This window comes from Streptomyces sp. R21, assembly GCF_041051975.1.
In the GTDB taxonomy this organism is placed as follows: domain Bacteria; phylum Actinomycetota; class Actinomycetes; order Streptomycetales; family Streptomycetaceae; genus Streptomyces.
Genome location: NZ_CP163435.1, coordinates 9,951,953 through 9,963,626, shown reverse-complemented (window position 1 = coordinate 9,963,626; position 11,674 = coordinate 9,951,953). Strand labels below are relative to the sequence as shown.

At 69.9% G+C, this 11,674-nt stretch carries 11 protein-coding genes and 1 pseudogene; 11 read left to right on the top strand and 1 reads right to left on the bottom strand.

The features are described from left to right. Positions 1-824: 824 nt before the first annotated feature. On the bottom strand, positions 825-1,721 hold the full coding sequence (locus AB5J56_RS44670) for a helix-turn-helix domain-containing protein (RefSeq protein WP_369243167.1): 897 nt from the start codon (positions 1,719-1,721) through the stop codon (positions 825-827). 120 nt (positions 1,722-1,841) lie between these two features. Here AB5J56_RS44670 and AB5J56_RS44665 point away from each other — a divergent pair, with 120 nt between their 5' ends. The 11 genes and pseudogenes from AB5J56_RS44665 (at position 1,842) to AB5J56_RS44615 (ending at position 11,304) form a co-directional block, all read left to right on the top strand. Then, positions 1,842-2,531, top strand: a complete 690-nt coding sequence (locus AB5J56_RS44665; RefSeq protein WP_369242197.1) for a DsbA family protein — start codon at positions 1,842-1,844, stop codon at positions 2,529-2,531. Then, positions 2,528-3,289, top strand: coding sequence for a nuclear transport factor 2 family protein (locus AB5J56_RS44660; protein ID WP_369242195.1), 762 nt, complete (start codon positions 2,528-2,530; stop codon positions 3,287-3,289). The genes AB5J56_RS44665 and AB5J56_RS44660 overlap by 4 nt, the downstream gene beginning before the upstream one ends. Before the next feature lie 32 nt (positions 3,290-3,321). Beyond that, the gene (locus AB5J56_RS44655; RefSeq protein ID WP_369242193.1) at positions 3,322-3,645 is read left to right on the top strand and encodes a hypothetical protein; all 324 of its coding nucleotides are present in this window, start codon (positions 3,322-3,324) and stop codon (positions 3,643-3,645) included. Positions 3,646-3,760: 115 nt separating this feature from the next. Then, positions 3,761-4,696 (top strand): protein-ADP-ribose hydrolase, encoded by a 936-nt coding sequence (locus AB5J56_RS44650; protein WP_369242191.1) that lies wholly within the window; start codon positions 3,761-3,763, stop codon positions 4,694-4,696. Beyond that, positions 4,693-5,574, top strand: a complete 882-nt coding sequence (locus AB5J56_RS44645) for an NAD-dependent protein deacetylase of SIR2 family (protein ID WP_369242189.1) — start codon at positions 4,693-4,695, stop codon at positions 5,572-5,574. Before AB5J56_RS44650 ends, AB5J56_RS44645 begins: the two co-directional genes overlap by 4 nt. Positions 5,575-5,731: 157 nt before the next feature. Continuing rightward, entirely contained in the window at positions 5,732-6,070 is a 339-nt protein-coding gene (locus AB5J56_RS44640; protein WP_369242187.1) for an ACT domain-containing protein, read from the top strand. Then, positions 6,067-6,561, top strand: a complete 495-nt coding sequence (locus tag AB5J56_RS44635) for a hypothetical protein (protein ID WP_369242185.1) — start codon at positions 6,067-6,069, stop codon at positions 6,559-6,561. The genes AB5J56_RS44640 and AB5J56_RS44635 overlap by 4 nt, the downstream gene beginning before the upstream one ends. 161 nt (positions 6,562-6,722) lie before the next feature. Beyond that, positions 6,723-7,106: a transposase gene (locus tag AB5J56_RS44630; RefSeq protein WP_369242183.1), complete on the top strand. Its 384-nt coding sequence runs from the start codon at positions 6,723-6,725 to the stop codon at positions 7,104-7,106. A 618-nt stretch (positions 7,107-7,724) separates the two neighbouring features. Then, a complete protein-coding gene (locus AB5J56_RS44625) occupies positions 7,725-8,831 on the top strand; it encodes a ricin-type beta-trefoil lectin domain protein (RefSeq protein ID WP_369242181.1) in 1,107 nt (368 codons plus the stop codon). A gap of 364 nt (positions 8,832-9,195) precedes the next feature. Then, a pseudogene (locus AB5J56_RS44620) lies at positions 9,196-10,818 on the top strand (glycoside hydrolase 43 family protein); the annotation flags it as partial. Further along, entirely contained in the window at positions 10,792-11,304 is a 513-nt protein-coding gene (locus tag AB5J56_RS44615) for an RICIN domain-containing protein (RefSeq protein ID WP_369243165.1), read from the top strand. The pseudogene AB5J56_RS44620 and the gene AB5J56_RS44615, both read left to right, overlap by 27 nt. Positions 11,305-11,674: the final 370 nt, after the last annotated feature.

The window sequence follows — 11,674 nt, the reverse complement described above, 5'->3', positions numbered from 1 at the left end:
GGGTGCGATGACCCGCGATCCGAAACGGATGCCGGCGCTGCAGCTCTTCGGTGTGCGGCGGGTCGGCGAGGGATGTGAGTGTGCCCGGCGTTTTGAACCCTCCGCCGGGAGGGCCAGACCGGCACCATCACCCTCATCGGCGACGGACCCGCCGCACCCCTCCGACCGCCCGCGCCCGTCGAATGAGATCCTCCCCGGCGCCTGGAGTCCCGACCGAGGGCCCTGCGCAATCGGGCCGACCTCAACGCCCTTGGCGTGGAAGCCCGCTACGGCCGCGAGGCCAACGCTGGAACAGGGCCACCTCGACACCTGGTCGATCAACAAGCGGGGGTACGCACCCGCTCCACCCCTTTCATCCATTGGGCGGCGGCTTGTCGAAGGTCGTACGGCAATCGGCCAGCAGATCCGTGCCGTGCCGTGGTGGGTGGACTTGCCCACGCCAGGGCGCAGAACACATCGATCGAAGTGAAGTCGTTGCTGGTCACCGGGCTTTCCCTCCCCGGAGTCGCAACCGGTGGCCCGCCCGGGCGCCGGAGATCGACAGCCACATTACGCAGCCCTGCCTGTCGGCGGACACGCTTCCATCAGCGACCATCCGGTGCCGCCAGGACCGGCGACAGCACCCCCCGGATCATTCAAGGACGGGCGCAACGAGTCATTCCGGCCCCGGAGGCCACGAGCCCGAACCGGGCTCTACGAGGAAGGTGGCACGGCCGGTACCGGCCGGCGCTGTCCCCTGTGGTGCTGGTATCCGTTCTTGCAGCGGCAGGCGTGGGTAGCAGCGCATTGGCGTCGAGAACTGCGAGCGCGGCCGGACAGATGCCTCACCTCGGGATGTGCCCGCGGACCGTTTCGCGGAAGGTGATCGGGGTCTGGCCGGTGCGCTGGTGGAAGTACTTGCTGAAGTGGGTGGCGCTGGAGAAGCCGAGGCGGTCGGCGATGCGGGCGGCACTCTGATCGCTGTGGGCCAGGAGGCGCTTGGCTTCGAGGACGACCCGGCGGTCGATGAACTCCTTCGCGCCCAGGCCGGCCGCGGCGAGGGTGGCGCGCGCGAGGGTGCGAGCCGAATAGCCGATCGTGTCGGCGTAGTCCTCGACCCGGCGGGTGCGGGCGAAGTCCCTTTCCACCGCGTCACGGAAGCGCAGGTAGGTGGCGTCGGGTTCGGGGGCCGGGCTGCCGGCCGGCGCGGTGAGGTGGGCCAGGCGCAGGACGAGGACGGCCAGCAGGTGGCGTAGGGCCGCGGTGTGCACCTCCAGCGGCAGGCGGCCGAGGGCCTGGAACTCGGCGGCGAGATGGTCGGCGGCCATGCGCAGGCTCTGGGCGTCCTCGGGCAGGGCCCGGCGCAGGACCGGCGCGTGCGGGTCCTCCACGAGAGCGCCGGCGGTGGTGGCCGGGTCGAGGAAGTCCTGGCGGAACAGGATCAGGGTCCCCTCGGCGCGGGTGAGGTCGCCCCACTGCTGCACCTGGCCGGGGCGGACCCATAGCCATGAGTCGGGTTCGAGGGCGTAGGCGGTGAAGTCGACCGTGTGCCACAGGGTTCCGCCGGTGAGGGCGATCAGGTGGTGGAAGTCCGGGCGCTGCGGAGTCGTGAGCCGCTCGACCGGTACGCGGTGGCGCAGCTCGGCGAGGGACAGCACTTCGACGCCGGCGGGGGTGCCGGCGGGCGCCGCGAAGGAGATCTCCGGGACCCCGCGGGCGGCATCATGTCGGTTTTTGACCATCACCAGTCGCCAGCGTATCCGATTCAGCCTGCTCAACGACTCTAACTTGGAGCTGTCAGACCAACCGACGTCTTTGGATGTCGGAAATCACTAAGAGACCGGTATGAGAGGAGGCGTGCGATGCCTTCGGCGGAACAGGCCTCCCTGACGTACGCCTTCGACGCGTACTGCGCCTGGTGCTACGGCTTCGGCCCCACCCTGCGGGCCTTCGCCGAGGACAACGCTCACCGCATCCGGCTCGGCGTCGTCTCCGCCGGCCTCTACACCGGGGCCAGGGTGCTGCCGATCTCGGCCTATCCGCATCTGTCGGCCGAGCGCGGCGACGTCACCCGACTGACCGGAGTCACGTTCGGCGCCGGCTACGACCGCGCCGTCTCGCGGGGCACGACCGTGCTCGACTCCGCCGCCGCGGCGGCCGGGCTGGCCGCGCTGCGCGACCAGCCCGGCATCGGCGACCTGGACGCGGTCGAGGCCATGCAGCGGGCGTGGTTCGTCGACGGCCGCAGCCTGTCCGACACCGAGGTCTACCGGGACATAGCCGACGGGCTCGGCCTGGACGCGGACGCCGTGACCGCAGCGTTCAGCGCCCCGGCCGGCCGGGTGAAGGCCCGCGCCGGCTTCCGCGCGCTGCGCCGCCTGCGGGTTCTCTCGTATCCGACGCTGCTGCTGAACACCGCGCACGGCGCCGACCAGATGGGCGGCGCGGCCTCCACCGCCGCTTCCCTGACCTCCGCCCTCGACCAGCGCCTGACCGCGACCGTCCCCCAAGTCCCCTTCCATGACCTGCCCTTGCAAGGAGAACCGTCATGAGCAACGCCAAGAACACTGTCCTGACCGCCGCCGGTGAACTGTTCGGTCAGAAGGACCCGAGCGCGGTGGACCGCTGGGTCGCCGCCGACTACACCCAGCACAGCACCCTGGCCGCCGACGGCCCCGAGGCCCTGCGCCAGCTGGTCGCCGGCCTGCCGGAGGGCTTCAGCTACGAGGGTGCCCGGGTGATCGCCGACGGCGGCATCGTCGCCCTGCATGGCACGTACCACGGCTTCGGGCCCGTCCCGCTGATCGCCTTCGACATCTTCCGCGTCGACGCCGACGGCAAGCTCGCCGAGCACTGGGATGCCCTGACCCCGCTGGTCAAGGACACCGCCTCCGGGCGCTCGCAGACCGACGGCCCCACCAAGGTCACCGTCCCCGAGGAGTCCGAGGCCAACCGGGCCCTGGTCGCCGAGTTCGCGCAGAAGGTCCTGGTCGGCGCCGACTACTCGGTGCTCACCGACTACATCTCCACCGAGACGTACGACCAGCACAACCCGGAGGCCGCCGACGGCCTCGACGGCTTCGGAGCCGCCGCCGCGAAGTGGGCCGAGCAGGGCAAGAACCTCGTCTACAAGACCGTCCACAAGGTCATCGCCGAGGGCGAGTTCGTCCTGCTCCAGTCCGAGGGCGAGTTCGGCGTCCCGGTCGCCTACTACGACCTCTTCCGCGTCCAGAACGGCAAGATCGTCGAGCACTGGGACGTCATCTCCCCGATCCCGGCCGAGCTGCCCCACGGCAACGGCCTGTTCTAAAGCCGCACACCGCCGGCCAAGAAAGAAACGCGATGAGTGAGCTCACCTACGCCGGGAAGACCTTCGTCCTCCGCGTCGACAACGGGGTCGTCTTCCGCAACACCTACGCGGCCGACGGCACCACCCTGCACTACGAGGCCACCGAGGGCCCGACCAAGGGCTCCGAGGAGACGGTCACCCTGCACACCGCCGAGGTGGCCCCCGGTCTGTTCATGCTCGGCTGGGCCGAGACGTCCGGCATGACGGTCACCCACCTCATGAACCTCAACGCCCTGACGGTCCACGCCTTCTGGACGTACGAGACCGGCGACGGCCGCGTCGCCGAACTGCACACCGGAACCCTCGAACCCGCCTGAGGGACCCTCACCCGCCGCCGTGCCATCACCGACCCGGAGTGAGGGCACGGCGGCACGCCGTTCGGCGCACCCGTCCCCTTCGACCCGTCACCCGCTCACCGCCCGGAGGACCATCGTGTGCCCGACCCCGCTGCCGCTCGACGCCTACAGGGCCGCCGTCGCCCTGGACGAGGCGTCCGTACCCGACGCCGGCCACGACCCGGACGCCCGGGCCGCCGACCTGGTGCGCGAGGCGCTCGCCCTGCTGGCCGACGACCCGGAGGCGGCCAAGGCCGGGCTGCGCCCCGGCGCGGCGGACGGGATCGACGACACCGCCGCCCGGCGGCTCCTGCGGGCTGTGCTGACGGTCCGGGAGCCGGGCCCGCTGTCCACCGAGGCCACCCGCGTGCTGGACGCGCTCCTGGCCGGCGAACGCCTGGCACGCGACACCACCGACGCGGCCTCGCTGCCCACCGTCCGCGACACGCTTCCCCACACCGCGTACCGGGCCGCCGACCGCACGGTGCTGTGGCAGGGCGACATCACCGCCCTCGGCGCGGACGCCGTCGTGAACGCCGCCAACAGCGCTCTGCTCGGCTGCTTCGCCCCGATGCACCCCTGCATCGACAACGCGCTGCACGCCGTGGCAGGGCCCCGCCTGCGCGCCGACTGCCACACGATCATGTCCCTCCAGGGCCACCCGGAGCCGACCGGCACCGCCAAGATCACCCGCGGCCACCACCTGCCCGCCCGCTACGTCCTGCACACCGTCGGCCCGATCGTCGACGGCCCGGTGCTCCCGGAGCACGAGGAGGCGCTGGCGGCCTCGTACCGTTCCTGCCTCGACCTCGCCGCCGACGTGAACGACATCCGCAGCGCCGCGTTCTGCGGCATCAGCACCGGCGTCTTCGGCTACCCCAAGGCGCCCGCCGCCCGCATCGCCCTGAACACGGTGGCCGAGTGGCTCGACCGCCACCCCGGACGGTTCGACCGCGTGATCTTCAACGTGTACGCGGACGACGACCGCGCCGCCTACCTCCAGGCACTGATCGAAGGGACCCAGCCCCGATGAACGAGTCCGCCTTCGACCTGGAAGCCGCCGCCGGGACGCTCCGCACCTGGCTCGGCGAGGCCGACCGGGTCCTGATCACCGCCGGCGCCGGACTGAGCGCCGCCGCCGGATACGACTACGGCGACGTGGACCGCTTCCGGGAACTCTTCCCCGCCCTGCACCGCCTCGGTCTGCGCTCCCGCTATATGGTCGGCGTACCGTTGCCGCCCGAGCTGTGGTGGGGCTACTGGGCCGTCCACATCGACGACATCCGCTTCTCCCCTGACCCCAACCCCCTCTACCAGGGGCTGAGTTCCCTCGCCGGCGACAAGGAACACTGGGTGATGACGTCCAACGTGGACGCCCTCTTCGCCCGTAACGGCTTCGACCCCGACCGGGTCTTCACCCCGCAGGGCGACTACGGCCGCTACCAGTGCGTCACCCCCTGCACCCCGGCCACCTGGGACACCCGCCCCCTCGTCACCCAGCTCCTCGCCACGTACGACCCGGCCACCGGCGCCGTCACCGGCCCCCTGCCCAGCTGCCCGAACTGCGGCGGCGAGGTCGAGATCAACGTCCGTATCGGCCCCGAGTTCGTCGACGCCCCCTATCTTCCCGCAGGCCGCCGCCTCCAGGACTGGTTGGGAACCGCGGTCGACGCCCGCCTGCTCATCCTCGAGTTCGGCGCCGGATTCAACACCCCTGGCGTCATCCGGTGGCCGGGCGAACATCTCACCCGTCAGATCCCCCACGCGCGTCTCGTACGCATCAACCCCACCCACCCCGAAACCCCCGCCGACCTCACCGGCCGGACCCTGTCCGTCCCCGCCGGGGCCGACCAGGTGCTGGACGCACTCACCGTGCCGCACCCGGCACCCGACCCTGCGGTGGCATCATGAGCGACTCGGGATTGCTCTCGCGCGACAGGAGGACTGGCGCATGGCTCATGACGGCGACGGCCAAGAGAATCGCGCGGATTCTGGTTCTACGTCAGCGGGTGAGCCGCGCCTGCGGCGCATGAACTCGATGCCGGCGACTCGAACTCAGAACCTGCGCGTGCTCGAGGGCCGTTTCGTTCTCGGGCGGGTGTCCGACGTCCGCACAGTCGCCGCCGACTCCAACCTGCTCGCGCTGGTGCTCGGTCCGGACGGAGGCGCGGCGATGCTGCGCGACGACACGGTCGAGGACGGATGGGCGGCACTGTGGAACGGCGATGACGCGCACGACCCGGAGGCGACGGGGATGCTCAGCGCCATCGTCGCACCGCTCGCCGCCGGCGAACTCCCCGTCTGGACCGCCGCGAGCTACGACGGAGACCTCGTGCTCGTCCCGGCCGACCGGCTTGAGGAAGCCGTCGGAGTACTTCGCCGGGCCGGCCACCAGGTGACCGTATGACTGAGACCCGCCACTCCGCCTCCGTCGTGTCGGAGACACAGCTCGAGGTGCGCTCCGGTTGGTGTGCCGCGTTGCCCAACCTGTGCGCGAGGCAATCACGCGACGGTGGCAGCGAGTTGGGTTCCACGGACGCGAGCACGACAGACTGCGCCGCGAGAACCGCCGGGGCGAGCCCTTCCTCCCAGTGCGGCATCACTGAGCCGGGCACCGCCTGCCTGACCTGCACCGGCCGTTCGCCGACCACCACGACCGGCCACCACGTCCTCGCCCCCGCGGGGCTCCGCCAGAACCTCGCCCACCGTCTCACAGGCGATCACGAACCGCTCCCACACCCCCTCCGCCTCCCGCAGCTCGGCCTGGAGAGCCTCCACCCGCTGCCGAGCGGCGCGCTCACGCTCCGCCAGCAACCCCATCACCGACGGCATCCCGGCACCTCCACCGAAGAGACGACACCCCGTCCCCTCCCGCCGAAACACCACCCCTACACCTGACCAGCGGAAACGAACCCGCCACCGTCGGAAAGACAACGGCTTCTCAGCTGCTCGCCCTGTTCACCAGACTCCAGGATTTGCTGAGTGCTGACGCCTGGCTTGAGTGCCGCACGGCGCTTGCTACTACTGCCTCCCAGCCGACGAACTGAGGTTCCCCCGAGATGCGGGGAAAGGTGACGGCAGGTCAGATGGGCCTCATGAGAGGAGCCCAGACGATGCCTGCCCCGAGGAAGTACCCGCTGGAGTTGCGTGAGCGTGCGGTGCGGATGTACCAGACCGCCGAGTCGAAGGCGGTGATCCGCCGCATGGCCAAGGAACTCGGCGTGCATCACGAAGCCCTGCGGAACTGGATCCGGCAGGCTGAGGCCGACGATTGCCGGGCATATGGGCGGGCAGCGTCGTCTTCAGGCCCGCCGTGCCGCTCCCGTCGGTCTGCTGGGGCCCGCCGACTCCGCACGCGGAGAGCACAGGGGCCATCGCGGCCGCTCCCGCCACGACGGCGGTTCTGCCGACGAAGCGTCTGCGGTTCCACTCGTTTCTCATGACGGCGGCCCTCCCCGAACGGGTGTCGAAGCGCTTCACTGGCCGCGAACGCTAACGGCGCATTTCGCACGGAACAAGAGGGCCCGCAAGAAGAGAATCTCTTGCATTCCAGTCATTGACAATCCGATAGAAGCGATGACAGCGTCGAAGCGCTTCAACACTCTGTACCAGCCTGCTTAGAGGTCAGACTCGCGTTTTCCGTCCCTCCCTGCGACCGAGAGGCATCCGTTCCGCTACGTCGCGCTGCCGATAGGCAAGCGCATCGACGATTTACTCGGTCGCGCTCACGCTCGGCGAGCGGATCGCGGCTCCACCAGTACGCACCGGACGTGGAGCGCCTCGGCATCGCCTCGTTCCGCACCGGCACGGAGGCGCTGCACGGCGTCTCCTGGCTCGGCGAGGCGACGGCCTTTCCGCAGTCGAGCACCAGGGGCAGACGGGACGCCGGATGGCTCGACGTTGTCAACGCTCACCTCGCAAGCGGTTCCCCGCCACGCCGTTCCGCCAGTACGTCATGTGCCCGCCGATGCCAACGGGACGACACAGCAGCCGAGTTGCCGACACGAACGGCGAGCAGCCCACACCAGATTCAGCACTCACTCGCAGAAGAGGACGACTGCATGAGAAAGCCTTGGATCCTGCCCCTCATCACGCTGGTCACTGCCGCGCTCGGGATGATGGCAGCAGGTGTGGCACCTGCCTCCGCCGCCTCGAACACGCCTTTACGGGTCATGCCGTTGGGCGACTCCATAACCTGGGGCGTGGGAAGCAGCACGGGCAACGGCTACCGGGGTCCGTTGTGGGACATGCTGGCGACGGACGGCCATCCGCTGGACTTCGTCGGCACGTTGCGGGGCGGTTCGATGTCCGACCCCGACAACCAAGGTCACCAGGGATACAGGATCCACCAGATCGCCGAACTCGCCGACGCCTCGCTGACCCGCTACCGGCCCAACGTCGTGACGCTGATGATCGGCACCAACGACCTGGCCGGGAGCTATCAAGTCTCTACCGCCGCCGACCGGCTGAAGTCGCTGGTCAACCAGATCACCGCCGACGTCCCCGACGCGACCGTCCTCGTGGCCTCCCTGGTCGTGTCCACCAGCGGCTCGGAGGAGCAGTACCGTGCCGCGTACAACCAGGCCATCCCCCAGATCGTGAGCGAGGCACAGTCCGCGGGCAAGCACGTCGCATACGTGGACATGAGCAGCCTGACCACGGCCGACCTGGACGACGCCCTGCACCCCAACGACGCGGGCTACCAGAAGATGGCCGACGCCTTCCACCGCGGCATCCAGTCCGCGGACAGCGCCGGCTGGCTGAGGAACCCCGCCCCCGCCCCCGCACGCGTGCAGTCCGGCATGAGCGGCAAGTGCATGGACGTCAACGGCGCCAACACCGCCGACGGGACCGCCGTCCAGATCTGGAGCTGCGGCGACAGCATCAACCAGTACTGGTCCGCCTACACCGACGGCACCCTGCGGTCCATGGGCAAGTGCCTCGACGCCGCCGGCTTCGGCACGGCCAACGGCACCAAGGTGCAGCTCTGGGCCTGCCACGGCGGCTCCAACCAGATCTGGCAGCCCTACAACGGCGGCTACCGCAACCCCGCCTCCGGCCGCTGCCTCGACGATCCCAGCTTCTCCACGACCGACGGCACACAGCTCCACCTGTGGGACTGCCACGGCGGCTCCAACCAGAAGTGGACCACTCTGACCGCCGGATGACCCCCGCCCGGAACCTGAGCCCCTCCCCGCCCCCGGTCCCGGGATTCGAGGGCCGCTCCTGGACCGGGCTGGCACCACCACGTCACCCTGGTCACCGCCGCCTGGTCACGGGCGTCGTGCGGAGTGTAGTTGGCTGAAGCCTCCCGGCATGACCACGAGGAGTTGGCTCGGACGACTTCGCGAGCCCCGAAGCGCGCACGGTCACCGAACGGCGACAGCTGTGGGCAAGCCGCTAACTACCCGCTGATTGCCCGGTGTTGACACCGCTTCTGCCCCTCCTATATTTCCGTTCGACACCCAGAATGATGTCCGACATTTCGAACTCTGCTCTCGGTCCCCTTACCCGTGAGGAAGCTGATCTCGCATGTCCTGGCTCCAACACCCCCACAGCCGCCGGAGAGTCATGGCGGTCACCGCCGGACTGGTCGCGGGCGCCACGCTGCCGGCGATGGGCGCGATGCGCGCGGCGGCGGCCACGACGGCCCAGCAGGAGCGGTTCACCAACCCGGTGATCTGGCAGGACTTCGCCGACCTCGAGGTCATCCGCGTCGGCGACACGTACTACTACACCGGTTCGACCATGCACTACTCGCCGGGCGCGCCCGTCCTGCGCTCCCACGACCTGGTCAACTGGGAGTTCATCGGCCACTCGGTGCCGGTCCTCGACTTCGGCGACGCGTACGACCTCAAGGGCGGACGGGCGTACGTCGGGGGCATCTGGGCGTCCTCGATGCGCTACCGCCCCAGCGACAAGACCTTCTACTGGCTGGGCCAGATCGGCTTCCAGCGGTCGTACGTATACCGCGCCGCCGACGCGGCGGGCCCCTGGACCCGGCACGCCGAGATCGGCAGCATCTACTACGACGCGGGGCTGCTCTTCGACGACGACGGCACCCCGTACGTGGCGTACGGCGCCAACGAGATCCGCGTCGCGCAGCTCGCCCCGGACATGCGCTCCGAGGTCAGGTCCGAGCACGTGCTCACCAAGCCCGCCGAGTTCGGCCTGATGGAAGGCTCCCGCTTCTACAAGATCAACGGGAACTACTACATCTTCGTCACCCGCCCGGCCGACGGCACCGCCGGGCAGTACATCTGGAAGTCCACCTCAGGCCCCTTCGGCCCGTACGAGATGCGGGAGGTGCTGTGGGACCTGCCCCGCCCGATCCCCGGCGGCGGCGTGCCGCACCAGGGCGCGCTGGTCGACACCCCGAACGGCGACTGGTACTACATGGGCTTCATCGACGCCTATCCCGGCGGCCGCGTCCCCGCCCTGGCCCCGGTCACCTGGAACGCCGCCGGCTGGCCCGAGCTCCAGCTCGTCAACGGCACGTGGGGCGAGACATACCCCTACCCGGTCACCCCGCACCCGCTCCCGCCGATGACCGGCGCCGACACCTTCGAGGGGACGGCGCTGGCGCCGTACTGGGAGTGGAACCACAACCCCGACACCACCGCGTTCACCGTCGACAACGGGCTCACCCTCAGGACCGCCACCGTCACCGACGACCTCTACAACGCCCGTAACACCCTCACCCGCCGCATCCAGGGCCCCGCCTCCACCGCGACCGTCGTGCTCGACTGCTCCGGGATGGCGGACGGCGACCGGGCCGGGCTGGCGATGCTGCGCGACTCCTCCGCCTGGATCGGCGTCACGCGGCAGAACGGCGTCAACAGGCTGGTGATGTTCGACGGCCTGACCATGGACGCCAGCTGGAAGACCAGCAGCACCGGCACCGAGCGTGCCCGCGCCGACCTCCCCGCGTCCGGCAGCCGCGTCTGGCTGCGCGCCACCGCCGACATCAGCCCGGGACCGGGCCGCCAGGCGACGTTCTCCTACAGCACCGACGGCACCACCTTCACCCCGCTCGGCCCGGCCTTCACCATGACCAACGCGTGGGAGTTCTTCCTGGGCTACCGCTTCGCCGTCTTCAACCACGCCACCCAGGCCCTCGGCGGCAAAGTGCGGGTGGAACGCTTCGACTTGAGCGCGTGCGCGCCGACGGCGCAAGCAGGCACTGTGGACACGAACGCCTGGTACGTCGCGGTCAACCGCAACAGCGGCAAGGCACTGGACGTGGCGGGCGCGAGCTCCGCGGACGGCGCCGCGGTCACGCAGCGGGCCCGCCAAGACGGGACCAACCAGCAGTTCCAGTTCGTGAACTCCGGTGACGGCTACTACCGGTTGAAGGCGAGGCACTCCGGCAAGCTGCTGGACGTCTCCAGCTGGTCGACGGCCGACAACGCCGCCATCCACCAGTGGAGCGACCACGGCGGCGCGAACCAGCAGTTCCGGTTGGCGGACTCACCGGACGGATTCATCCGGTTGATCAACCGCAACAGCGGGAAGGCCGTCGAGGTACCGGGCTTCTCCTCCGCCGACGGGACCGGCATCGTCCAGTACTCGGACTGGGGCGGCGTGAACCAGCAGTGGAGGCTCGTCCGCGTCGGCTTCGTGGGCTCACCCTCCTGCTGACACCGGTATCCGGTTCAAGCCCACCGGAAGTCCCCTTGCCCGCTGGACAAGGGGAGTTCCGGTCTGCGCGCGCCCGAGGTCGCACGGCCCGACAGCGAGGTCCGAAAGAACTTGGACCGGCACCAGTAACTAGGTGTGTGCCACGCGGGTCAGATCTCTCCGAACTTGAGTGCCTACGACGCTCACGCTCACTTTCTGCTCAGGTCACGGCTGAAAGAGGTCCGGCCCGTCGACAGGGGATGGCGTCCCGCTTCGTGATGTAGCCGATCGACCTGGGGGCGTACCCCCGGGGGCTGTGTCGTTGGGGCTTCCGCTCCTTGCCCGGCAGGCGGGCGCGGCCGGCGCCCGGAGCCGATCTGCCGCTTGTTTG

What these genes read in the sequence shown, in the direction of transcription:
- AB5J56_RS44670 (WP_369243167.1), bottom strand. Translation starts at nt 1,721, where the DNA reads ATGGTCAAAAACCGACATGATGCCGCCCGCGGGGTCCCGGAGATCTCC.
- AB5J56_RS44665 (WP_369242197.1), top strand. Translation starts at nt 1,842, where the DNA reads ATGCCTTCGGCGGAACAGGCCTCCCTGACGTACGCCTTCGACGCGTAC.
- AB5J56_RS44660 (WP_369242195.1), top strand. Translation starts at nt 2,528, where the DNA reads ATGAGCAACGCCAAGAACACTGTCCTGACCGCCGCCGGTGAACTGTTC.
- AB5J56_RS44655 (WP_369242193.1), top strand. Translation starts at nt 3,322, where the DNA reads ATGAGTGAGCTCACCTACGCCGGGAAGACCTTCGTCCTCCGCGTCGAC.
- AB5J56_RS44645 (WP_369242189.1), top strand. Translation starts at nt 4,693, where the DNA reads ATGAACGAGTCCGCCTTCGACCTGGAAGCCGCCGCCGGGACGCTCCGC.
- AB5J56_RS44635 (WP_369242185.1), top strand. Translation starts at nt 6,067, where the DNA reads ATGACTGAGACCCGCCACTCCGCCTCCGTCGTGTCGGAGACACAGCTC.
- AB5J56_RS44630 (WP_369242183.1), top strand. Translation starts at nt 6,723, where the DNA reads ATGCGGGGAAAGGTGACGGCAGGTCAGATGGGCCTCATGAGAGGAGCC.
- AB5J56_RS44625 (WP_369242181.1), top strand. Translation starts at nt 7,725, where the DNA reads ATGAGAAAGCCTTGGATCCTGCCCCTCATCACGCTGGTCACTGCCGCG.